Here is a 23,971-nt window from a genome sequence, read left to right as displayed (position 1 = left end):
TCAAACAATGATTTGGTACGAGTAGTAATGAAGATATTCTTATTGCCTTCTTAAATAAAATTTTTAACTTTGGATATTTGTATCATATGTTTCTGCAACAAACACAAAGTCTACATGCTCTTTATCAATAAAAATACTTGTTTTAGATGGAAGACCTGTTATGGTAGAAACAATATCAACCTCAACAAGGTCAAATCCTACACGATAAGCATCTGCAATTTCAATTCCACCAGTTAGAAAATGCAATCCATCCCCAAATGACTTAAATACAAATACATTTTCTTTCAAACTTTTATTATCCATTTCAATCCATTCTTCGTTAATATAAATCTTAAATGTCGTGCACTTTGGAACACACTCGATGTGATGTATCCCTTTATAACTATTAAGCGAAAACATATAGGTATGAGTTTCTTTAAAGTTAATATCTATCCCGTATTTAAAAGCAAAGGTTTTATATACCATTTCATAAAACAATGGCATTACAATATCATCCCATGCGTCATAGGAAAAAGCATGAATTGGTATTAGATGAGGATATAAACTTACAATCGCTTTTTGAAAATTAAGTAAGATGGTTGTATCTGTAATTTCTTTTAAAGAATCATCTATTTCATGGCCATAATCTTTCGAAATTCTGTTATCAATCATATGAAAAACTCCTTATATAGTCTTCTATATACTATGTTTTTCCGCATCATCAGTTTGTTCTTTCTCCAACTAAATTGCAAGTTTAACCGATGATTCCAAAAAAGCCCTTGTCTTATTTTATCAATCGTTAAATGGATTGGGAGCAATGCTATTACATGGGGCGAGATTTGGAGTAGAGGGTTTCCTCATTGGTTCAAAGAAAAGTAAATAAACAAGTAAACAAAGAAGATAATAAAATATTGTTAATTGATTAGAGAGTTTCGCGGATATAAAATAACTCTAAAAATGTAAGGATATATTTTGAGAACGTATGATTATATAGTATATTTATTGATTCGAATCTTTAAAAGGAGGGGAAACATGGGGAAAATAATAGGGATTATTCTGATTATAGGTGGTATGATTCCATTAATTTATGCAATGATGCAAATCTATCGTCAATGGAAAGAAAAAGGGCCTTCTTTTGCTCTTAAATCAATAATTTTCCTAGTCGTAAGCATTTTGCTAGATACTGCAACAACTATTATATTGTGTATAGTAACAGTATTCATTGGTATTTGTTTAATTATCTACACATAATAAGTTCAAGAAGGCTAACTTATCGATTGGTACTAATTGGAGGGATTGGATGAACTTCATTTTACATGGATCTAAATATACAGTTTTAGCTTCCGTTTTTGACTCATTTCAAGGTAGGGAAAAAGAGTTTAATTGGCTTATAACAGACATGGAGATTGTCGCACATCAGGAAGAGAAACTTATCCGAGATTATCCTAAAATGTCGCATCCAATAGTTTGGATAGCAGGTGAAGATCTTTCAAATCTCGTAAAGAAATATAATCCTCAATTTATTTGGGGCGTACTATCTGCGTTTGATAAGTCTATAAACATTGATATTAATAATTTGCTTGTAGAGCCCTATGCAAATGGAAACGAAGGGCTCTGGGTACCAAGTCCAAATATTCAGCACCCTCAAGCAAAACTTGAAATTGTTTGTTGGGATTCCAGTTTGATGTTGTTATTAAGTAATGATATAAATATTAATGATAAATTTAGAAATTACTTTAAAGAAGCTAGGGATTTAAATGCCTATAATTCGGAATTTTGATTTTAAATTTGGGTTTTCCAAATGAAGATTATGTAAATATATATAAGCAAACTTTCCTTTTAAGAAGGATTGCTTTTTTCGGTACTGGTGCAACCTTTAACTATGACCACGTAAATAAAATGAAAGATGTAATAGTAAGTACATTGAATAGTATTCTACTTTCTGGACGCTATGAATATGACCAAGTGGGTAACCGTACGAAGATGAAATATGAGAAAGTGCCGGCGGAAAATTAGCAGTATTTTAAGGTGTTAAATATGGTAAGAAGGCAGCAAAGTGGATAGGTAATAAGGAAAGGAATCTCTATATAAAAAATCAAGTTATCAAAGAACTATGAAGGTGAAATTCTCTCGCTGGAACTAAAAGAAGGATTAAATCAATATTTTAAAAAGGGAAAACAGTATATAGAAGTTTTTCCGCTAAAGAAAAACAGCTATCCGAAAGAACGTGTTCACCTCGTATATAAAAATATAGAAGTACAATCGAAGAATACATACCCAATCATGTCCGTAGCATGGGATGATTTGGATGATGATATCAAGGAATATTATGGATTAAAATAAAGGCGTTAAAATATAAAAAGTGCACCCAACAATCTGGGTACATTTTTTCATAACCATTATATATTCCTCCTCATCAATTCCCCAACCTGTGTCGCGATATACTCAATATCATCATCAATTTCATCCAATACGTAAGATTCCAAAATGCCCATGACAGCTGTTCCTAAAAATTTTAAAACGATATGTTTATCAATGTTTTTATTGACTGAAGTATTTGCATTTAGTTTTTTCTCTAGTTCACTCATGATGAACGTTAGGAACTTTTTTTGAAATGATAATGTACTGTTACTTCTAAATAGTGCCGCGAAAAATGGTTTGTGCTCTTTGAAGTATTCAAACCATATAACAGTTCCTTCTATATAACCTTTGTTTTGTTTCTCATAGCATATTTCTTTTAATTGGTCTAAATGATCGTCCACAATTTTATCTAATAAATTGTACTTATCTAGATAGTGTAAGTAAAACGTTTTTCTTCCGATGTTTGCTTTTTCGGTAATGTTTTTAACTGTAATTTCATCAAATCCATCTGTAATTAACATTTCTATAAATGCCGATTGAATGGCGTTTTGTGATTTTATAATTCTTCTATCGATTTTCTCCATATCGTGTTCCTCCGTTGTTGATACACATATTTCTTTATGTGTGTATTATCACCCAAATGCGTAAATGTGGTCATTGAAACAAGGTTCTACTCATTTTATTATAAATATACACGCGAGTAATAACTCTCACAAGTGTAAAAATAATAATAATAAGATAAGGGCGGTTTTATATATGGCAGTTACGAAGGAAAATATAAGATTTTATGCAAGAGGTTTACAAGTTACAGGTATTTTAAACATTCCTGAAGGTGCTGAGGAAAAGAAACAAAATCCATCGATTGTTTGTGTGCATCCAGGTAGTAGCTGTAAAGATCAAACAGCAGGATTGTATGCCGAGAAGTTAGCGGAACAAGGATATGTAACGCTTGCGTTTGATGCGTCATATCAAGGTGAAAGTGAAGGTACACCGAGATATATTGAAGAGCCAGCTGCGCGAGTTGAGGATATTCGCTCAGCAGTAGATTATTTAACTACTCTTCCTTATATAGATGAAGAACGTATCGGTGTGTTAGGTGTTTGTGCAGGCGGTGGTTATGCGGTAAATGCTGCGATGACAGAGCGCCGCATTAAAGCGGTTGGTACAGTTGTTGGTGCAAATATCGGTCGTTTAAATCGTGAGTCTAACCCGATTGGTGTGTTAGAGGCAATTGGTAAACAACGTACTGCTGAAGTACGCGGAGCAGAGGAAATGATTACAAATTGGATTCCTAAAAATCAGGAAGAGTTAGTAGCAGCGGGTATGACCGATATAGATATTGTAGAAGCAGTTGAGTATTACACAACGCCGCGAGGGCAAAGTGTTAACTCTCCAAATAAGTTAAACTTTACGAGTATGGGATCGGTAATTGGTTTTGATGCGTTCCATTTAGCAGATACGTTATTAACGCAGCCGCTGCAAATTATTGTCGGCAGTAAGCAAGGTGCATTTGGTTCTTATAAAGATGGTCATGAGCTGTATGAGAAAGCAGCTTCAGAGAAAAAAGATTTACTTGTTGTGGAAGGTGTGAGTCATTACGATTTATACGATCAACCAGAACCAGTAAGAATTGCAGTTGAAAAATTAACAAGTTTTTATAAAGAGCATTTGTAAAAACAATGTTGATATAAATGGTGCCTATAGTTGTTAGATACAAGTCTAACAACTATAGGTTTTTACTATGATGAGCGAAGTGCTTAATATTTACGTTATAAGTGCATAACAAGTTATAATAGAAGAAATCAATAAGGAGGCTGGCTGTGAAGAATCTTCGTTATCTCAATATATTTACCATATTAATTATATACACACTACTTATGTTTTACATCGGCTGGAACGGATGGGTTTGGCTTCATGCGGTATTTGGCTGGGAATCTTGGGGATATTATGCTTTTATAGTTGCATTTATTTCATATGCGTACATTCTCGTGCAAGTGTTTAAGTTTTTGCCATTTCTGCGAACGATAGGTTCGATTTGGTTTGCGGTTATACAATATGCGCTTATGTTGTTGCCATTAGCTGATATTATGGTCTTTCTTTTACAGTTTTCAGTAGAGAAAGAAGCGGCAATTATTTGGACAGGGGCGGCTGTGATAGCTGCATTTATCTTTATCTTTGCGTATGGAGTATTTAATGCGTATAGTCCGGTAGTAAGAAAGTACGAGGTGCACATACCGAAAAAGGTAGAGGGGCGTAAAAGTTTACGCATTGCGATGGCTTCTGATATGCATTTCGGTAAACTGTCTGGCGTTTCGCATTTAAAAAGACTTGTTCGTCATGTAAATGAGATGGAACCTGATATTATTTTACTGCCAGGTGATATTATCGATGATCATCCAGGTGTGTTCATTCAAAAGAATATGGGAACGATCATGAAACAAATGAAAGCTCCATTAGGCGTATATGGCGTTTTAGGAAACCATGAATACTACGGCAGAGCAGTTCCAGAGTTTTTACAAGAGATGGATAAGATTGATATTCGTATTCTTTTAGATGAAGTGATTACAATTGAAGATGACTTTTATCTCGTTGGAAGAAGAGATAAAACAGAGCGAAATCGCCAAAGCTTTGAACAATTAATGAGTACGGTAGATAAATTGATGCCTGTTATCGCAATGGATCACCAGCCATTTGAGTTGAAACAAGCAGCAGCGGCAGGTGTAGATTTATTATTATCCGGTCATACGCACCGCGGACAAATGGCGCCCAATCATATTGTAACGAGAAGAATGTACGAGCTAGACTGGGGATACGCACAAAAAGGCGCGTTCCACGCAATTGTTTCTTCTGGATTTGGATTTTGGGGACCACCGCTTAGACTTGGTAGTAGGTCGGAGATTGTGCAGGTAGAAGTTACATTTGAATAGGGGTTATGAAATAGAGAGCTGATGGCTCTCTATTTTTTCAATAAAAACAAATAACAATAAATATTTATGTTGGTGCTAATTTCATAAAAGAGACTCGATTAAAATAAAGGGGGATTGTAAGTGATCATATCAGATGTACTATACGGAGAATTTGAAGTGGATCAAGTAGTAGAAGAATTAATTTTAAGTAAGTCTGTGCAAAGACTAAAGGGAATTCATCAAGCAGGCGCAAGTTACTTAATGAACGAGAAATGGAATGTAACTCGCTTTGAGCATTCAGTGGGTGTTATGTTATTAGTGAAAAAACTAGGTGGTTCAGTAGAAGAACAGATTGCTGGTTTACTACATGACGTATCACATACTGCTTTTTCCCACGTGATTGATTACGTTTTTGATAATAAAGATGAAAGTTATCATGAAGAGATATTTAGTTCTGTTGTGAAAAACTCAGAAATTCCAGCGATTCTTGCGAAGTATGGTTATAACTATGAAGATATTTTGTTAGATGATTCGAAATGGACGTTACTCGAAAGGTCAGCACCAGAATTATGCGCAGACAGAGTGGATTATACATTACGAGATATGTATACATATGGGTATGTTTCTTTAGAAGAAGTTCACAGTTTTTTAGAAGATGTCATCGCTGTAGATGGGAAAATGGTTGTTCAAAGTGTCGAAATGGCAGAATGGTTTACAGAAACGTATTACAAGGAAGTAATCGATTTCTTTATGGAACCAATGAATATTTACGGAAATGATATGTTAGCGAAAACGTTAAAGGTAGCTCTTCATAAAAGGATTATTCATGCAGATGATTTTCTTCTTGAAGATGAGGAGCTTATTTCGAAATTGCAACAATGTAATGACCCCGAAGTAGAAGCTTTATTAAGCAAAGTTCATCGAAATGTAAAAGTAAAAGAAGATAGAAACGATTATGATTTACATCAGAAAAATAAAGTGCGTCTTATTGATCCGCCGTTACTTCGTGAAGGAAAAATCGTTCAGTCGTCTGTTGTGTCAGAAAACATAAGACAGATGAGTGATATTGCTTATGAAAAAGCGGTGAGAGGGATGTATGTGAAATTGATTTCGGAATAAAAAAGAAGTAGCGCATCTTTTTTAGAGCGCTACTTCTTTTTTATTAATTATCAAACCAATTCCAAATCTCAATATCTCCAAGAGTCGCATAACGTACGTGCGGGGAGTTTTGTAATTTTAATAACTCTTTCGATGGGCCAGTAATAACAATTCCGTATACTTTTACACCGTTATCCTTTACATATTGATAACGTTTATCTAAGTTTAGTTCTTTCTCAGAAAGCGCTGCTATTTTGCTTACCGTTTTTTTATGGATAGAAAGGACGCGCATCATTTCGGTTACTTTGTCTTCTTGCGTTTTCTGCCCGTCAGTTTCATTATCGAGGAATCTTACATGTTCTGGAAACCCTATAGCTTCTCCGCCATGTAGGATATAGTTATCTACATTTTTTCTTTCTTGCCCTGTATCTAAAGCGTACCATACAGGAGTTGGAGGGAGTTCTTGTGCTTCAAATATGCTATATAAAAGCGGTTCTAATTCTTTTAAAGTGTAAGCTTTATCAAAAGAAATTGCTACTTCTGCAACGGTTCCATCATGTACTTTTGCAAGTGTATCCCATACTTTTTTTGATGAATCCTTTAAATAATCACCCTGCTCTGTTTTTGGATGAACAAAGAAGAGTTTTGGTTGATAGAACGGATTCATCCAAGTTCGCTTCGTAACATCTACAGATGATAAGAAGCTTTTTGTTTCTATTGTACCGAGGGGTATTTCTTTTTTACCCACGGTTCGTACTAAATCAAATTGGCTATTCGTACGGAAAAAAGCTTCTACACTTGTTCCGCCTCCCATAACACGGCTATTTGGGATCGTTGCTTCAAGTGTAAGCGAAGGAACCTCTCTAATTTCTTCTAGCCTTTTATCATTATTAGCTTGAAAATAAAAGGCTGATAATACCCCGCCGATTATATAGATAACGATGCAAATTGATAATATAAAACCAAACGTTTGTAAACGATGTTTCCACTTAATTCTCCAAAAAGGAACTTTAAAATCTTTTGGAGGTAACTTTTTCTTAATTGGTTCTGTCTTTGTTAACAGCTCATCTAAGTAAGCTTCACACGCTTCACATGACTCAATATGACTTTCTAACAGTTCTTGTTCATCATGCGTGAGTGTTCCGTTTTCGTACTTCTCCCATAGTTTTTTAAATGCTGCACAACCCATCTGTATCACTCCTCTATGTTTCTCGCTTCTTTTCGTCCGCGGTGTAATTCAATTTTTACTTTCGCTAATGAGAGACCAGTCATTTCTGCTATTTCCTTATAGGAGAATCCATAGTAATCTCGTAGTAGCAGGACATTTCGTCTTTCGAGCGGAAGAGAAGATAAACTTTCTAACCAACTAGCGATCTCAAATTTTACGAAATATTCATGTTCTGTACTTGGCGCGTTTGGTAAATGGAATTCTTCCACTGTAGTTGTTTTATATTTTTTTTCTTTTCGATACCAATCGATAAAGGCGTTGTAGGCAATTGTAAATAACCACGGCCTAATTTCTTCGCCTTTGTAATAATCAATATGGACGAGCATGCGATAAAAGGTTTCTTGCATGAGATCTTCCGCACAGTGAGAATCTCCGGTTAGGGAGAGAAGATAGCGAAATAAATCACGCATATTATCTGAATAAATATCTTCTAATGATTGTTTGCGTTTCACTAATTTCCCTCCCTTCATACATAACAACGAAATACATATAAAAAAGTTACAATTTTTTATGGAATTATAGTAAAAAACGTCAAGAATTGGATTGCGTTCTCTTTTATCATAATACATATAAGGCGGGTGAACAGAGATGGAAAGCTATGAAACACAAATTCAAAGGTCAATTGATTATATTGAGGAAGATGTAATGGAAAAACAAACGCTGCGTAATTTAGCGCGGGTTGCAGGTTTTTCTGAGTCGCATTTTCATCGTGTATTTCAGGCGTTAGTAGGTGATACAGTAATGGAGTATGTTCGAAAGAGGAGGTTAGCCCGGGCAGCTTATCAACTTTCTCATACGGATGAAAAAGTTATTGATATCGCGTTTGAACATGGCTTTCAATCTCACGAAACGTTCACGAGAGCCTTTAAAAAATTATTTAAAATGACACCGAGTGAATATCGAAAACAAGAAATCGAAACACCGATGTATTACAGAGTGAATGTAAAGCAAAGAAAATTAAATCCGTATTTAGGGGGCATACAAATGGAATATCGTATTGTAAATAAACCAGAATTTTTAGTGGCGGGTTATGAATTGAAGACGACAAGTAAAGAAGGGAAAAACCATCAAGACATTCCAGTATTTTGGCAAGAATATTTACAAAAAGATCTTGGGACAACGATTCCGAATCGTAAAGATACGAGCCAATGGGTAGAGCTTGGATTATGTACTGATTTTAATTTAGAAACAGGAGACTTCACTTATATTATCGGAATGGAAGTTACAGATTTTGAAAATGTACCAAATGAAATTGCAAAGCGTACTTTCCCGGCAGCAACATATGCAGTATTTACAACGCCGAAAGTTCCTCATGAAGAAATGGTATCGTCTATTCACCAAACTTGGAATGCAGTATTCTCAGAATGGTTCCCGCATTCAGGATATGAACATTGCGGAGTTACAGAGTTTGAACTGTACGATGAGCGTTGCCACGAAGATAAGAGTGAGTTTGCACAAGTAGAGCTTTGGATACCGGTGAAGAAAAAATAATAGGGTAAGAGCGAATCATTGGGAGATGGTTCGCTTTTTCATGAAGGGGGAAATAGGAAAATGTTCAAAAAACTAGAATGTGTATCTATACATACGAAGAATATAGAAAGGTCAGTTTCTTTCTATCCCGCTATTTGCCGGGCAGTAAGATCCCTACCTCAAAATTCAGCGAAAGCAAAGAAGTTAGGGGGGATCAACTGCCCGTAAAAGCCCGATTGGTTCAACTAATAATCAGTGGGGGATGAAGAAGCCCCCCCACTGATTAAAGTTTCACTTTATAAAGAAATGGGAATGAAGCAAAACTGGATGATAGAAAGAGAATTAGAAGAAGGGGTTATTTGGATGTTAATAGGATTGAAGTTTCCAGATGAGAAAAGTTCGGAGTTAGTAATAAGCAATCATCCGGATATTAATTTTAGGGAAGTGGAAGTATTAGTAGAAGATGTACAACAAACGTATGAAAGTTTAAAAGATAATAAAGATGTAAAATGGATTTGCGAACCATTTCCAACGGAATCAGGACATGTTGCAGTAATGGAAGCACCTGATGAGAATGTGTTTGTGTTAGTAGGGAAATAGCTAAAATATGGAGATGACCTTTCATAGTGAGTTGTGAAAGGTTATTTTTACGAGTGGATTGTTAAATTTGTATTGTTTTATCTGTAATACATATGAAAATGGTAAAATAAAATAGCAATTAAATATTGCGGGTGGAAGGTTATGCCCTTTCTTCATTTAATGGAGTAAGGAGGTGTAATCGTATGGAATTTCTTTTGCAAATTTTGTTGGAAATCACAAAAACTATAGCTAGAGAAGGTATAGTTTTGGGATTTAAGAAATTAACGGCAAAAAAGCGCAAAAAGAAGACCACCCGTCTGCCTGCGAAGCGTGGGAAGTCTTCAAAGCGCAAATAAGCTTTAGTTGCAACCTTCCACCTCGCGGTAATTAGTTGCAGTGACGGGGTGTTGGAAGCACCTCGTCTACTTCATTTTATGCAAAACTTATTTAGTTTATACTTCTATTTATAGTATAACAGTTTAGAAATGTATTTGTTAATAGTTTTATTTTTACTTTGTATAGTAGGGGAAGTAGACTGGTATTGTTGGTTTTTGTTGGCAATTCGATATATCTTAAAAATCGCTGATATAACTTCATATACCGCCGAACTATCGCAATAAGCTAGAATAAAAGGCGAGTAACATAATTTCATGTACCATCAAACTTCCCCATAAGAAAAGACGCTACATAGCGTCTTTCCTACGAACGAAACGGAAACACAAGAATAATCGTCGTTCCTTTTCCGAGTGCACTATCAACGGAAATTGTCCCGTTATGAGCATGAACGAGCTGTTTTGTAATGGCTAGGCCAAGTCCAGTTCCGATGTTGCTTTCTTCTGTGTTTGTTCCGCGGTAATATCGTTCAAATAGAAGTTCTTTCGTTTTTTCATCCATTCCTTTTCCGTCATCCGAAATGGAGAGTATAAAGGAATTAGCGTTTTGTGATAGTTTTACGATGACAGTAGTTGTTTCGTTATTATGTTTTACAGCATTTACGAGTAAGTTTTCGATAATACGCTGGAACCATTTTTCTTCAATGAAATATTGAATTTTATTTGAGCTCGGTACGAATTCAATATTTTGATTTTGAAGTGTTGGATTATTAATAAATTGCAATAATACTTTTTGGACGAACTGATTGATTTCAACGTTTACGTGCTGTGCAGGAAGGCTATTATTTTTTAATTGATACGTTAAGCTTAAATCATCAATTAATGTCGTCATATATTGAGATTTCTCTTTCATAACACTACCAAATTGTTGAATATCACGATCGGTCCAGTTGTATTGATTCGATTCTAGTAATAATGCGTAGCCATATATAGAGCTAAGTGGTGTTTTTAAATCATGCGTTAGACCGGTAATCCATTCTTCTCGTGTTTGCTGAAGTACTTGCCTCATCGCATCATTTTTCTTGAGTGTAATAGAAAGGTGTTCTAGTGAACTTGTCACATCTCTAAACAAACGGAATGACCATTTTTCTTTACCAGATCGCCGGAACCTGACAGGCTTTTCTTTTTTACTAATAGGTTCTTCATACTTTCCACCAGCGATATTTTTAAGCCAGCGCATCGCATGTAATAACGGTTTCCCGAATTTATTACCATACCAAATAGAAAGAATGACTAAATAAACAAATACGATAAGAAGGATTAATCCGCATCCAATGAGAAACTTCTTAGTAAATACATCTTCAATTTCGTCATCTGGGTAGTAGTGATCATTTTTTGCAGTTACAACGAGAAGGTTGCCACTATTTGCATCGTAAAAGCTAGACGTGTTTTCTTTATGATTCCAAGGTTCTTTTTCATTAAGGGCGATTTGTATTGCTGAAAATGTTTTTTTCTTTCCGGTTGTATAAGAAAAAACCTCTTCGCCATTTTGATTAAATATTTGAAGTGCTGCTTTTTCTTTAGACAGTAACTGTTTTTCTTGATCTGTTAATGTGAACGAATCCATTGTTAAAGAGGAATGCTCCTTTTGAATTGCTGTTAGTAAAGCATTGCTTTTTAACATACCACCATAAATAACAAGTACTTTCTTTTCTTCTAATTCAATTTCCCAATATGTAAATTTATAATTACTTTCGATATGATGTTGTATATATGCGACTAAAGATGTCTTCGTATAAGCATTCGGAACATCATTTGGTGTATTAAAGTGGTAGAGGATTTTTCCGTTTTCATCTACAACTTGGAGCCAATCATTTTTCTCCTTTATTAAATCTTGCACTTCAGATTGTAATGAAATATGCCCATCTTCTGAAGAGATGTATCTTGAAATCGTAAAACTATCAGAATCTGGAATGTTAGGTTCATATAAAGTACTAGTAAGAAGAAAAATTAAATAAGTAAAAGCAGCAACTACAGCGATAAGTAATGTAACTAAAACAAAAACGTGTTGCATGATAAATTGAATAATAAGTCGTTTATTAAAATTCATATCGTCACCCTACTTTGTAACGAACTTATAACCAAGGCCGCGAACAGTTTTTATATATTCTGGTTTACTTGGATCGTGTTCAATTTTTTCACGTAGTTTTCGAATGTGGACCATAACAGTGTTGTCATCGCCATTATAGGCAGGTGCTCCCCAAACTTTTTCGTATATTTCCTCTTTCGAAAATACGTAGTTCGGATTCTCGCAAAAGAAGAGTAGTAGTTGAAAGAGTTGAGCGGAACATTCGACAATGTGACCATCCACTGTCAGTTCTGCAGAGTGTTGATCAATTTCAAATCTTCCAAATGAAATCGAGTGTGATTTTTGTTCGTGCGGTACTGCTTGTTTCATATGTCTCCGAAGCTGTGCTTTCATGCGTGCTACTACTTCTAATGGATTAAAGGGCTTCGTAATATAATCATCCGCACCGTATGAAAATCCAGATATTTTATCTAAATCAGATGCTTTTGCTGATAGGAAGAAAATGGGACAATCTGTTTGTTGGCGAATGATTGGACAAATATCAAAACCAGATTGTCCAGGAAGCATTACATCTAAAATAATTAAATCGTAATTGTTTTCCTTAGTTAGAGATAAAGCTATTTCAGCTGATGTTGCAGTTGTAATATGAGAAAAACCTTCTTTTTCAAGAATGGTAGTTAGTAATTGTAAAATTGCTGTTTCATCATCAACGAGTAAAATATTTGCTTGGTACATAAACATCCCTCCTAATTTTCTCGAATATCATATCATCCTTTTGTAACTTATGGAATTTTTAAGGAAATTTTAAGGTTTTCTTTCGCAAAAAATTAAGAATCAAATGATATGATAAAAGTAACATAGGGGAGGAGATGAGTGTGAATCCGTTTCAAGTGATGCGAGCTAGATATTTTTTAATTGTATTTGCACTATTAATTTTAATAGCGAGAAGTAGTGGCGATTTGCTAACAAGTATATTTCATATACAAAATTCTTCTTTTATAAATATCCTTATATTCTATATCCTTCCGATGGTATGGATTTTTTATGAGTATAAAAAGCATCGCATTTCATTTTCATTGTTTGTTAATAAAAATGAAACATTTAACTTGGTGCAAGTTTTATACATTACGGTTATGTTATGCATATTTAGTTACGGGTATCTTATTTTGTATATGTATAGTTTTGCATGGATCACACCAGACTTTATTATGAATGCATTGCATGAACCGATTATAGATAGTACTGGGGGATATGTATATCAAGTCATTAGGGTTGTATTCATCGCACCAATTATCGGGGAGTTTGTTTTTCGCGGATTTTTACTTCAACGCTTTGCAACAAAATGGGGAACGAGCATAGCGACCATCGTTGTAGCAATATTGTTTGCATTGTTACATGTTGATTTCCTCGGTGCAGCCATATTCAGCATCGTATTGTCGATCGTATATATTCGTACGGAAAGTTTACTCATGCCAATTGCAATACATATGTTAAACAATGCATTTGTAATGTGCGCGTCTTTTTTAATAAGTAGAGAAAAAATTATGAGTTTTGCAGACTTCTCAAATTATACGACATTCTTTCCTGGACTTATTATATTTATAACGGGATTAAACTTAGTACTTATCTTTTTATTTGTTAATCGCAAGTATTGGAGTAAAGAAGTGCCAGTTATATATGCAGAGCAGGAAAAGAGCTTTTCAGATGTAGTCGGGAGTAAATAAGATGAAGAAGACGGTTGAAAAAATATTAAAAGAAATTATAGATGCTACGTCTATTGCAGATATGTGTGATAAAAGCTTTTGTAATTGGATTCAACCTGTAGTATTTGTTTTCTAGTAATCATTTAAAAGAAAATATTATTTCTCTTCTTATTGTATTAGGAGTTGTACTAATATTTGGTCTAATTGTAGAAGAAATGATGAAGCGCATCTTCAGAAAAAATGGAGAGAAGTATATGTGGGTTCATAAAGTATTTGAGAAAGTAATAGTGGCTTTCCTTTTGTTTTATAGTATGAAAACAATCATTTACTTTATAGCTTTGAAACATCATTAATTCTAAATTTGAAAGGGATGTATAAAATTATATGAATGAAACGATATCATCAAATAAGTTTTTTTATTTGATTTTACTTAGTCTAGTGTTAATAACGACAGTGAATGTTATTTTGCGCTGGGAGGAAGCTTACTTTTTCATGTATTTAGCGCTCCATTTGTTGGGGATTTTATGTATAAGTGGTGGAGTCGTTACTGAAAAAAAGAGTGAAGAAAGCGTTAACTATATGTGTGTGATCGGTCTTATTTTACTTTTAGCTGTACAGGGTATTATGAAATATAGTTCCTTCTCTTTACAAGATTTTAGTTTATTAATAGATGTACTTCCTTAAAGAGGCTCTTTATGTTATCTAAAAAGCAAGTAGGGTACGTACTAGTTTTAATCGGATTTTTTAAGATTATCCCGCTATTTGCCGGGCAGTAAGACCCCACTGATTAAAGTTTCGCTTTATTATAACGACGCTATTCTTTCAAGACTATGAGTATATTTGATATGTAAAAGGCGTTGGTTTGTAAGTGCTTCCGGATTATGAACCGAAGAAAGTGTTTAAAGATAGGTAAAACTCTTCTTATGTAGAAGAGTTTTTTTATGTAAATAAAAAGATCCATAGCAATTCACATAATAAGCTTGTTCTAATTTAGCGTGTACGAACTTACAATAATAATAGACAGGCAGCATAGAGGAGGGAATAGCGTGAGGAAGGTTATTGGTTGGTCGCTTTTTTTGTACGTTGGATTTGCGTTACTTATATATTGGTATTTATTTGGATGGAATCATGAACTTATTCCGGACATGTATAAAGGAACAAGTGCAGATCCAGAAACGTTTATGAGTGCTAGAGAGCTTACGCTAAGCCAAGATTATTCGCGCGTGAAAAATTTACTATACTTTTTAGCGACGCCTCTTGAATGGATTATTTTATTATTTGTACTTGTGCTAGGTATTTCAAGAAAGTTTGAGAAATGGTCGAAGGAAACGACTAAAATAAGTGTCTTGCAAGTTGCGATTTATTTCTTTTATTTATCATTACTGACAACAGTGCTTGCCTTACCGATGCAATGGATTGGCCGGAAAGTATCCGTTGATTACGGCATTTCAACACAAAGTACACAAAGCTGGATAAAAGATCATGTTATCGGTTTTTGGGAAAGTTATGCGACTATGTTAATCGTAGTTACCGTTCTATTATGGCTTATCCGTAAATTTCCGAAGAGGTGGTGGCTAGCAGGGTGGGCGCTCTCTGTTCCATTTACAATCTTTTTAACATTCATACAGCCTGTCGTTATTGATCCGCTTTATAACGACTTCTCAACGCTGAAAAATAAAGAATTAGAAACGAAAATTTTAGCGATAGCAGACAAAGCTGACATTCCTGCTAAACACGTATATGAAGTAAATATGTCAGAAAAAACGAATGCATTAAATGCTTACGTAACAGGAATTGGTCCTAACGCCCGTATTGTAATGTGGGATACAACGCTTAAGCAGTTAAAAGATAAAGAGATATTATTTATCATGGCTCATGAAATGGGACATTATGTTATGAAGCATATATACTTTGGCGTTGCAAGTTATGTATTGCTATCGTTTATAGGTATGTTTTTAATTAGTCGTATTATAAATATGTGTATTCGCAAATGGGGAGATACATTGCAAATTTCAAAAGTGGCATGTTTCTCCATTTTACCTTTATTTTTCTTAATTTCTTCTATACTCTCTTTTGCAGCACAACCAGCAACAAACTACGTTTCACGTATAGAAGAAAGAGCGGCAGATCAATATGCTTTAAATATGACGAAGGACGGGAAATCTGGTGTGAAAACTTTTCAATATTTATCAAAAACAAGTTTAAGCCAAGTAAATCCGCCTGCGTTAGTGAAGTTTTTCTTATACACCCACCCACCAATTTTTGAAAGAATTCACACGTTTGAACAATATGAGAAACAAAGCAAAAAGGAGTAGCATGATAGCTACTTCTTTTTTTATAGAGATATAAGTTTGATATTGGGAATATTTATCATTGCTTTTTATTGAGATTTTGTAAATAATAAGCTATAAAATTCTAAAAATCTATATATAAAGGAATAAAGGTGGAAAAATGTATTTTTTACAAAATTTAAAAGTGAAATATAAATTATTATCGCTTATTTCATTAGCAGTTTTAGGTATGGTAATTATGAGCAGTGTAGCAATTAATTCCATTAATAAGATTAAGCACGATACAGAGGTTGTAGTAGATGATTATCAATATTCTGCAATTTTATTAGAAGGAATGCTTCGCACACAAAATTCACTAGAATATAATTTATTAGAATTAATTACTGCATCACAAAATGAAGTGGCAAATAAAGAGGGGATAATTGATAATATTGAAAAGGATCTTAAAAAATATGATTCTTTATTAAAAGAATATGATGATGGTTTTAATTTAAGTAAGCAAGAGGATGAACTGTTTCAGAAGATGAAGAAATCTTTGCCAAGTTATAAAGATACATATAAAAAATTATTTGAAAAGGCGAAGGCAACAAATGAGCCACAAATGGTAAACGAATTTCAGAAGGAATTAAAACCGAAGGGAATAGAGTTAGCTGGTTATGCAGTGGATCTAGAATCGTATGTTTCAAACTTAGCTGATCAAGTGTTTAAAGATTCTCAAAAAATGATTGATCGATCCGTTATTACCTTTATCATTCTTGTAGTAGTTACTACAATCGTTATATGTATAGTAAGTTATATTATTAGTAGGCTTATAGTTGCTCCGTTACAAACGGTTAGTCGTATGATGGAAAGAGCGAAAGAAGGAGATTTAACTGTACATGGTGATTATAATGCTAAGGATGAATTAGGTGTATTAGTAAGTAATTTTAACGAGATGATTGCAGGGCTAAGAACAAATATGCAAGAAGTAGAGAATAATATTCAGCTTTTATTCCAACATGCAGACGGAGTAGCATCTGCATCAGAAGTATCTAGTAGTGCAGCGAAGAAAATCACTATGGATATTGAAGAAGTTGCAAATGGTGCAGAGAGTCAAATGCAAGCAATGGAACAAACTGCGGGTGCGATGGAAGAATTGACACAAGGAATGCAGAGTATAGTCAATACATCGTCCTCTGTAAATGAATTGTCTGCTCAATCAGCATTAGATGCAGAGAATGGTAACAAATTAATGAAACAAATGATTCAACAGATGGATACAATCCAAAATTCGGTACATAGCGGTGTGAAACAAGTAGAGACTATGAAAGAACAATCAGAAGAAATTGTTAAAATCATTGATGTTATGCAAGGTATTACCTCTCAGATTAACTTATTAGCATTAAACGCCGCAATTGAGGCTGCACGTGCTGGTGAAAGTGGTAGAGGATTTGCAATTGTGGCAGATGAAGTGCGGAAATTAGCAGAACAATCTAGTGATTCTGCAAAACAAATTGAGAATCTTATTACTCAAGTTATGGGAACAACGAACCATACGGTACATATGATGGGGAAAGTAGATAATGAGGTACAGGCAGGTACAAAAGTAGTAATGCACACAGAAAAAGTATTTGGAACAATTACAGAAAAAGTACAGCAAGTATCTGAGCAAATTCAAACGGTATCTATGTCTACAGATGAAATTGCAGCGAGTAGTGAGGAAATCTCGGCTTCTGCAGAAGACATGGCTCAAATTTCCCAAAGATCATCTGACCGAACTGATAGGGTAAAAGAGTCTATTCAACAGCAAGAAAAATCTGTTCAAGAGATTTCGGTTTCAATTGAACATATGCATAACGCAGCAGGAAAATTAAAACAAATAGTTGCCCAATTTACTCTTCAAAAGTAGTAGCATATTTGAGTGTTAATAAATATAAAAAAGCATCCTCTTTTAAGAAAAAAGGATGCTTTTTTTATTACTACTATTCTTAGATTTCGAGCATTTTCAAGGTGATGATCTGTACATACTAGATTTGTATATTACTTATTTTTTGACAGTTTAAGACATTTATCGACGAGAATTATTTCTGTATTAGTGTTTTTAGATCCTGCGGTTGCAATATTATTAGATACTGTTTTTACCGGATTTAGACCAACTAGTATGCAAGTAGTTGGGATTATCCTTATATTTGTAGGGATGGCGCTAACTTTTCGCAAGGGAAGAGAAGGCGAGTTATCAGTGGAGAGGAATGCTACCTCTGAAATATAAATCATGAATATAGTAACCTTCATTAGGCATCTCCTTTACGCGCCAATAAAGGGAAGTTGTAAAGTGAAAAGGAGTTTATAAAGAGATTGTAGAATGTTTTAGTATATGACACCTTAGATGTGACAACTTCCTTTTTGAAAAAGAAAGAAGGAGGCATAAAGCAGAAAGGTAGTGGAAATATTTCTTCTAGAAGATTTGCATTTTATCTTACATTCACCAAAAAATAGTACTCCTGAAATAATGAAGTTCATTTTATTTGAATGAAATAGGGAGAGAGGACGATGAAGAAAAAAATATTGGGTGTAATGATGATTGCGACAATGGCAGGAGGGATATTTGCAGGGACGAATGTGACGCCTGTAAAAGCGGAAGAGTATCCACAAATGATTGTGTTTGAAGATGTTCCATACGGGTTTTGGGCATATGACGCTATTATGGATTTAGCATATCATAAAATTATATTAGGGTATGGAAACGGGAAGTATGGTGTTGGTGATCTTACAACACGTGAACAAGTAGCTGGTATTATTTACAGAACACTTGAAATGAAAGAAGAAGGATCAGTAGCGAATCCGTATAAAGATATTTCTGATAGTACAACAACTTTTAAAAAGGAAATTTTGGCGTTAACAAAACGTGGTGTTTTTACAGGGGATGGGCAAGGGAACTTTAGGCCGAAAGCACCAGTCTCTAGAGCGGAAATGGCTGTCATTTTAAAACGAGCATTTACTTTTGAAACGAAGCAAAAACATACATTTAAAGATATTCCAAAAGGCCACTGGGCAGAAGATGCAATTAGTGCGCTACAATCTAATAATGTTGTAAGAGGAACTGGGAATGGCATGTATGAATTAAATCGCCCTGTACCTAGAGAACAATATGCTCAATTTATTAATAATGCGATTATTAATTATCATTTGAAAGAGGATTGGAGATAGAGTGAAATATGAAAGCACAAATAGAAATATTTGTGCTTTTTTGTTTGTTTAAAAAAGAATTATTATTCGTTTTTATGTATTTTTAATGTTATACATAAGCTTTATAATCAACCCCATAAAAAAGACATGATGTGTAATATGATTCACAAAACCGTCACGAAATGTGTCGGAAAATATACTATTTGTTATGTATATTTGAAAAAACATATACATATTGGGGAGGAAATGTAATGAGCAAAAAATTATTAAAAACAGCTACAGCATTAACAATTATGGGTGGGGTGTTATTCTCAGCAGAGAGTAACAATGTAAAAGCGGAAAGTGCACCGTTGCAAAAAACAAATACAATTGTATTTAAAGATGTACCAAAAGGGCATTGGGCATATGAGGCGATTCATGATTTAGCGGAACAAGAAATTATTTTGGGATATGGCGATGGAATATTCGGTTTTGGGGATAATGTAACACGTGAGCAAGTTGCAGCTTTAATTTACCGTGTGTTTGATATGGAAGAACAAGATGAATATGAAAACCCATATGGAGATATCGATGAAAATTCAACAAGCTTTATCGAGGAAATATTGGCTTTAACGGAAATCGGAATTTTCCAGGGAGACGAGAATGGAAACTTTAGACCGAAGGCGACGTTGACGCGTGCGGAAATGGCACAAGTTCTTACGAATGCTTTTGACTTACAGGCAAAGGGATCTCATAACTTTAATGATGTTTCAGCAAATTCATGGGCAACGAATGCAATTAGTGCAATACAAACAAATGGTATTACAATGGGAATCGGAGAAGGTAAATTCGGTCCGTCTATGAAGGTAACGAGAGAACAATACGCACAGTTTTTACATAGAGCAATATTGCATGATATGGAACAAGGGCAGTAATAAAGTTTAACTAGTCAAAGTAAAATTTAAAAATAATACAAAAAAGGTCGTTGTTGTATAACAGCGGCCTTTTTTGTATGGAATAAAGCGCGAAAGCATGGCGTTTTGAAAAAAAGTGAAATGAATTTTCAAAAAAAACTTCCTTTTCCGAAGATTTGTTATATAATATAAAACATAAAATCAAATCTGTTATAAAACAGTTTAAGAAGGGGATGCTAATATGTCGACGCAAACTTCACGGGTTACACTCGTTGGAGAAATGTTACCAGCGTACAACGAAATATTGACACCTGAGGTGCTTAGTTTTTTGAAGGAACTACATGAGAATTTTAATGAGCGCCGCATAGAACTTTTACAAAAACGTGTAGAAAAACAAAAGAGAATTGATGCAGGGGAGTTTCCGAAGTTTCTAGAAGAAACAAAACACATACGTGAAGCGGATTGGACAATTGCCAAGCTGCCAAAAGACTTAGAGGATCGCCGCGTAGAGATTACTGGACCGGTAGATAGAAAGATGGTCATTAACGCTTTAAATTCAGGAGCGCATCTTTTTATGGCGGATTTTGAAGATTCGAATTCACCAACTTGGGAAAATGCAGTGGAAGGTCAAATCAACTTACGAGATGCAGTAAAGGGAACGATTTCACATGAAAATGATAAAGGGAAAGAATATAGATTAAATGAGAAAACAGCTGTACTCATTGTACGTCCAAGAGGATGGCATTTAGAGGAAAAGCATATGCAAGTTGATGGGAAAAATATGTCAGGTAGCTTAGTAGATTTCGGCTTGTACTTTTTCCATAATGCGAAAGCTCTTTTAGCAAAAGGGAGCGGCCCATACTTTTACTTACCGAAAATGGAAAGTTATTTAGAAGCGAGATTATGGAATGATGTATTCGTATTTGCTCAAAAATATATCGGCATTCCAAATGGAACGATTAAAGCAACTGTGTTACTGGAAACGATTCACGCTTCGTTTGAAATGGATGAAATTTTGTATGAGCTAAAAGATCATTCTGCTGGCTTAAACTGTGGAAGATGGGATTATATTTTTAGCTTTTTAAAGAGTTTCCGTAATCATAATAAATTCTTACTACCAGATAGAGCACAAGTCACGATGACAGCGCCATTTATGCGTTCGTATTCTTTGAAAGTAATTCAAACGTGTCACCGCCGTAATGCACCAGCAATTGGAGGAATGGCGGCACAAATTCCGATTAAAAATAATCCAGAAGCGAATGAAGCAGCTTTTGAAAAAGTGCGTGCTGATAAGGAGCGCGAAGCTTTAGACGGTCATGACGGGACTTGGGTTGCTCACCCTGGACTTGTACCGGTTGCAATGGAAGTATTTAATCACATTATGAAAACACCAAATCAAATTTTCAGAAAACGTGAAGAAATATGTGTAACAGAAAACGATTTACTAGAGGTACCGGTGGGAACGATTACAGAAGAGGGCCTTCGCATGAATATTAGCGTAGGTATTCAATATATTGCATCTTGGTTAAGCGGACGGGGAGCAGCACCCATTTATAACTTAATGGAAGATGCGGCAACTGCTGAAATTTCAAGAGCACAAGTATGGCAATGGATTCGTCATGAAGGTGGAAAACTAAATGATGGTCGTAATATTACGCTTGAATTAATGGAAGAGCTAAAAGAAGAAGAATTAGCAAAAATAGAAAGAGAGATTGGTAAGGAAGCCTTTAAGAAAGGGAGATTCCAAGAGGCGACAATGTTGTTTACAAATCTCGTTCGAAATGATGAATTCGTACCATTTTTAACATTACCAGGTTATGAAATTTTATAAAAAATGAAAAGGGGATGGAATAAATGAAAAACGAAAGAATCGAGAAATTACAAGAAAGCTGGGAATTAGATGAGCGTTGGAAAGGGATCACACGTCCATATTCGGCAGAAGATGTAATTCGCCTGCGCGGATCAATTGATATTGAACATACATTAGCGCGCCGCGGTGCTGAGAAGCTTTGGACATCGCTTCATACAGAAGACTATATTAACGCACTTGGCGCATTAACAGGAAATCAAGCGATGCAACAAGTAAAAGCTGGGTTAAAAGCGATTTACTTAAGTGGTTGGCAAGTGGCAGCTGATGCAAACCTTTCTGGACATATGTATCCAGACCAAAGTTTATATCCAGCGAACAGCGTACCTGCTGTAGTGAAACGAATTAATCAAACACTTCAACGTGCGGATCAAATTCAACATATGGAAGGAAGCGATGATACAGACTATTTCGTACCGATTGTAGCAGATGCAGAAGCTGGATTTGGTGGACAATTAAACGTATTCGAACTGATGAAAGGTATGATTGAAGCAGGTGCATCAGGTGTGCATTTTGAAGATCAATTATCTTCAGAGAAAAAATGTGGCCATTTAGGTGGAAAAGTACTACTACCAACGCAAACAGCGGTACGTAATTTAATTTCTGCACGTCTTGCAGCAGATGTAATGGGAGTGCCAACAATTATCGTTGCAAGAACAGATGCAGATGCAGCTGATTTAATTACGAGCGATATCGATCCTGTTGATAAAGCATTTATTACAGGAGAAAGAACACCAGAAGGATTTTACCGTACGAATGCAGGTCTTGATCAAGCGATTGCGCGCGGTTTAGCGTATGCACCGTATGCAGACCTCGTTTGGTGTGAAACGTCGGAACCAAATTTAGAAGATGCAAAACGATTTGCGGACGCAATTCATAAGGAGCATCCAGGAAAGTTACTTGCATATAACTGTTCACCTTCATTCAACTGGAAACAAAAACTAGATGAAAAAACAATTGCGAGCTTCCAAAAGGAAATCGCATCTTACGGTTATAAGTTCCAATTCGTAACACTTGCTGGATTCCATTCATTAAATTACGGTATGTTTGAACTAGCACGTGGCTATAAAGAGCGCGGCATGGCAGCATACTCTGAACTACAACAAGCTGAATTTGCAGCAGAAAAACACGGCTACTCTGCAACACGTCATCAACGCGAAGTAGGAACAGGTTACTTTGATGAAGTTGCACAAGTGATTACAGGCGGAACTTCATCAACGACAGCGTTAAAAGGATCTACAGAAGAAGCACAGTTTACGAAATAAAAGGAAGGGGCACCTGTTTGAAGGGGGCCCCTTGTTATTTTGTGAACGATTCGAAAAGAGATATCAATTTATCGGCAAAAAACGATACTAACTTTTCTTTATTACTAAATCAACGCCACTCAGCCCTATGATTACGAATAAACTTCATATCTTTCTCATAATGCTCTAGATGTCCTTCATCAATCATTCTTTGGAAATTCAAGTCGCCTTCTTGCGCTTTTCGTTTCATATATGTACATAACCCTTCTAATCGTAGCAACACCATTCCTAAGTAATCTTCATCCATATTTTTACCATAGGACTGAACGAATAATTTCACTCTCTCTTTAATACGATCTGCATGTTGCGATGATTCATAATGAATGGCTTCACCAGATTCTGTATAATACACTCTACTTAAAGGCACACAAGTATAAAGTGTATAAGCGATATCCCATAGTCTTGGACCAGGAGCAGCAACATCGAAATCAATAATCCCTACTGGCTTCTCATTATTAAAAATAATGTTATATATGGCAAAATCATTGTGGCATAAAACCTCTCTATCTTCTCCATCTACACCTAAAAACTTTGGAGTATAATGAAATCCTTTGTTTTCTAAGTGTTGTAATAGCTTATGGATTTTTGCGCTATCTGGCTTTAACTCTCGACGAACAGTATTTTCAGAACGATATACGTTCGAAACGTTTCCGCCTGTTAGCTTTTCTTCGTTATCGTAGTTTGACATGTGAAAATTCCCCCTATA

At 35.1% G+C, this 23,971-nt stretch carries 24 protein-coding genes and 3 pseudogenes; 20 read left to right on the top strand and 7 right to left on the bottom strand.

What is annotated here, in order from left to right; all coding sequences use genetic code 11:
• Positions 1 to 63: 63 nt before the first annotated feature.
• Positions 64 to 651 carry a hypothetical protein gene (locus ACYFX0_RS08585; protein WP_106081485.1) on the bottom strand — a complete coding sequence of 196 codons (588 nt, stop codon included), beginning with the start codon at positions 649 to 651 and terminating at the stop codon, positions 64 to 66.
• Between the two features lie 360 nt (positions 652 to 1,011).
• On the opposite strand from ACYFX0_RS08585, the gene ACYFX0_RS08580 reads away from it, so the two are divergent.
• Genes ACYFX0_RS08580 through ACYFX0_RS08570 form a run of 3 tightly spaced genes read left to right on the top strand, consistent with a single transcriptional unit; the run spans position 1,012 to position 1,995 of the window.
• Positions 1,012 to 1,230 (top strand): hypothetical protein, encoded by a 219-nt coding sequence (locus ACYFX0_RS08580; RefSeq protein WP_000516160.1) that lies wholly within the window; start codon positions 1,012 to 1,014, stop codon positions 1,228 to 1,230.
• A gap of 49 nt (positions 1,231 to 1,279) precedes the next feature.
• Complete coding sequence (locus ACYFX0_RS08575) at positions 1,280 to 1,759, top strand: hypothetical protein (protein WP_098437610.1); 480 nt, start codon at positions 1,280 to 1,282, stop codon at positions 1,757 to 1,759.
• Positions 1,760 to 1,767: 8 nt separating this feature from the next.
• A complete protein-coding gene (locus ACYFX0_RS08570) occupies positions 1,768 to 1,995 on the top strand; it encodes a hypothetical protein (RefSeq protein ID WP_012614766.1) in 228 nt (75 codons plus the stop codon).
• Between the two features lie 383 nt (positions 1,996 to 2,378).
• Here ACYFX0_RS08570 and ACYFX0_RS08565 read toward each other — a convergent pair whose 3' ends face one another.
• Complete coding sequence (locus tag ACYFX0_RS08565) at positions 2,379 to 2,924, bottom strand: TetR/AcrR family transcriptional regulator (RefSeq protein ID WP_460270252.1); 546 nt, start codon at positions 2,922 to 2,924, stop codon at positions 2,379 to 2,381.
• A gap of 172 nt (positions 2,925 to 3,096) precedes the next feature.
• On the opposite strand from ACYFX0_RS08565, the gene ACYFX0_RS08560 reads away from it, so the two are divergent.
• The 3 genes from ACYFX0_RS08560 (at position 3,097) to ACYFX0_RS08550 (ending at position 6,365) form a co-directional block, all read left to right on the top strand.
• Positions 3,097 to 4,014: an alpha/beta hydrolase gene (locus ACYFX0_RS08560; protein ID WP_000301540.1), complete on the top strand. Its 918-nt coding sequence runs from the start codon at positions 3,097 to 3,099 to the stop codon at positions 4,012 to 4,014.
• Between the two features lie 146 nt (positions 4,015 to 4,160).
• Positions 4,161 to 5,267, top strand: a complete 1,107-nt coding sequence (locus ACYFX0_RS08555) for a metallophosphoesterase (protein WP_460270251.1) — start codon at positions 4,161 to 4,163, stop codon at positions 5,265 to 5,267.
• Positions 5,268 to 5,387: 120 nt separating this feature from the next.
• Positions 5,388 to 6,365, top strand: coding sequence for an HD domain-containing protein (locus tag ACYFX0_RS08550; RefSeq protein WP_460270250.1), 978 nt, complete (start codon positions 5,388 to 5,390; stop codon positions 6,363 to 6,365).
• A gap of 43 nt (positions 6,366 to 6,408) precedes the next feature.
• Here the strand turns inward: ACYFX0_RS08550 and ACYFX0_RS08545 are convergent, their stop codons facing one another.
• Entirely contained in the window at positions 6,409 to 7,533 is a 1,125-nt protein-coding gene (locus ACYFX0_RS08545; RefSeq protein WP_460270249.1) for an anti-sigma factor, read from the bottom strand.
• Between the two features lie 5 nt (positions 7,534 to 7,538).
• On the bottom strand, positions 7,539 to 8,042 hold the full coding sequence (locus ACYFX0_RS08540; protein WP_460270247.1) for an RNA polymerase sigma factor: 504 nt from the start codon (positions 8,040 to 8,042) through the stop codon (positions 7,539 to 7,541).
• A 118-nt stretch (positions 8,043 to 8,160) separates the two neighbouring features.
• Between ACYFX0_RS08540 and ACYFX0_RS08535 the strand changes: the two genes are divergently transcribed.
• The 3 genes from ACYFX0_RS08535 (at position 8,161) to ACYFX0_RS08525 (ending at position 9,977) form a co-directional block, all read left to right on the top strand.
• Positions 8,161 to 9,063 carry an AraC family transcriptional regulator gene (locus tag ACYFX0_RS08535; protein WP_048656602.1) on the top strand — a complete coding sequence of 301 codons (903 nt, stop codon included), beginning with the start codon at positions 8,161 to 8,163 and terminating at the stop codon, positions 9,061 to 9,063.
• A gap of 234 nt (positions 9,064 to 9,297) precedes the next feature.
• The gene (locus ACYFX0_RS08530) at positions 9,298 to 9,642 is read left to right on the top strand and encodes a VOC family protein (protein WP_460270245.1); all 345 of its coding nucleotides are present in this window, start codon (positions 9,298 to 9,300) and stop codon (positions 9,640 to 9,642) included.
• Positions 9,643 to 9,824: 182 nt separating this feature from the next.
• Positions 9,825 to 9,977, top strand: coding sequence for a hypothetical protein (locus tag ACYFX0_RS08525; protein WP_000394945.1), 153 nt, complete (start codon positions 9,825 to 9,827; stop codon positions 9,975 to 9,977).
• A 343-nt stretch (positions 9,978 to 10,320) separates the two neighbouring features.
• Here the strand turns inward: ACYFX0_RS08525 and ACYFX0_RS08520 are convergent, their stop codons facing one another.
• Positions 10,321 to 12,063, bottom strand: coding sequence for a sensor histidine kinase (locus ACYFX0_RS08520; RefSeq protein WP_149185262.1), 1,743 nt, complete (start codon positions 12,061 to 12,063; stop codon positions 10,321 to 10,323).
• 9 nt (positions 12,064 to 12,072) lie between these two features.
• The gene (locus tag ACYFX0_RS08515) at positions 12,073 to 12,777 is read right to left on the bottom strand and encodes a response regulator transcription factor (protein ID WP_000283858.1); all 705 of its coding nucleotides are present in this window, start codon (positions 12,775 to 12,777) and stop codon (positions 12,073 to 12,075) included.
• 140 nt (positions 12,778 to 12,917) lie between these two features.
• Here ACYFX0_RS08515 and ACYFX0_RS08510 point away from each other — a divergent pair, with 140 nt between their 5' ends.
• The 11 genes and pseudogenes from ACYFX0_RS08510 to aceA all read left to right on the top strand — a co-directional run bounded on the left by ACYFX0_RS08510 (position 12,918) and on the right by aceA (position 23,226).
• Entirely contained in the window at positions 12,918 to 13,766 is an 849-nt protein-coding gene (locus tag ACYFX0_RS08510) for a CPBP family intramembrane glutamic endopeptidase (RefSeq protein WP_001067981.1), read from the top strand.
• A 1-nt stretch (position 13,767) separates the two neighbouring features.
• Positions 13,768 to 14,098, top strand: a pseudogene (locus ACYFX0_RS08505) (hypothetical protein).
• Between the two features lie 31 nt (positions 14,099 to 14,129).
• A complete protein-coding gene (locus tag ACYFX0_RS08500; RefSeq protein WP_001006051.1) occupies positions 14,130 to 14,429 on the top strand; it encodes a DUF2101 family protein in 300 nt (99 codons plus the stop codon).
• 362 nt (positions 14,430 to 14,791) lie between these two features.
• Entirely contained in the window at positions 14,792 to 16,060 is a 1,269-nt protein-coding gene (locus tag ACYFX0_RS08495; RefSeq protein ID WP_001233314.1) for a M48 family metallopeptidase, read from the top strand.
• Between the two features lie 136 nt (positions 16,061 to 16,196).
• Positions 16,197 to 16,976 (top strand): annotated as a pseudogene (locus ACYFX0_RS08490) (MCP four helix bundle domain-containing protein); the annotation flags it as partial.
• Complete coding sequence (locus ACYFX0_RS08485; protein WP_460270334.1) at positions 16,971 to 17,924, top strand: methyl-accepting chemotaxis protein; 954 nt, start codon at positions 16,971 to 16,973, stop codon at positions 17,922 to 17,924. The pseudogene ACYFX0_RS08490 and the gene ACYFX0_RS08485, both read left to right, overlap by 6 nt.
• Before the next feature lie 58 nt (positions 17,925 to 17,982).
• A pseudogene (locus ACYFX0_RS08480) lies at positions 17,983 to 18,284 on the top strand (EamA family transporter); the annotation flags it as partial.
• Between the two features lie 281 nt (positions 18,285 to 18,565).
• Positions 18,566 to 19,222 carry an S-layer homology domain-containing protein gene (locus ACYFX0_RS08475; protein WP_000727105.1) on the top strand — a complete coding sequence of 219 codons (657 nt, stop codon included), beginning with the start codon at positions 18,566 to 18,568 and terminating at the stop codon, positions 19,220 to 19,222.
• Between the two features lie 230 nt (positions 19,223 to 19,452).
• Positions 19,453 to 20,115, top strand: coding sequence for an S-layer homology domain-containing protein (locus ACYFX0_RS08470; RefSeq protein ID WP_016097893.1), 663 nt, complete (start codon positions 19,453 to 19,455; stop codon positions 20,113 to 20,115).
• A gap of 220 nt (positions 20,116 to 20,335) precedes the next feature.
• On the top strand, positions 20,336 to 21,925 hold the full coding sequence (aceB, locus tag ACYFX0_RS08465; RefSeq protein WP_016097894.1) for a malate synthase A: 1,590 nt from the start codon (positions 20,336 to 20,338) through the stop codon (positions 21,923 to 21,925).
• A 23-nt stretch (positions 21,926 to 21,948) separates the two neighbouring features.
• Positions 21,949 to 23,226 (top strand): isocitrate lyase, encoded by a 1,278-nt coding sequence (gene aceA / locus ACYFX0_RS08460; RefSeq protein ID WP_000787346.1) that lies wholly within the window; start codon positions 21,949 to 21,951, stop codon positions 23,224 to 23,226.
• A 109-nt stretch (positions 23,227 to 23,335) separates the two neighbouring features.
• Here aceA and ACYFX0_RS08455 read toward each other — a convergent pair whose 3' ends face one another.
• Positions 23,336 to 23,953 (bottom strand): phosphotransferase, encoded by a 618-nt coding sequence (locus tag ACYFX0_RS08455; protein ID WP_460270241.1) that lies wholly within the window; start codon positions 23,951 to 23,953, stop codon positions 23,336 to 23,338.
• Between the last annotated feature and the right edge of the window lie 18 nt (positions 23,954 to 23,971).

This window comes from Bacillus sp. NEAU-Y102 (assembly GCF_054788175.1).
Note: the sequence above shows the minus strand (reverse complement) of the source record. Positions and strands in the feature narration are given on the sequence as shown.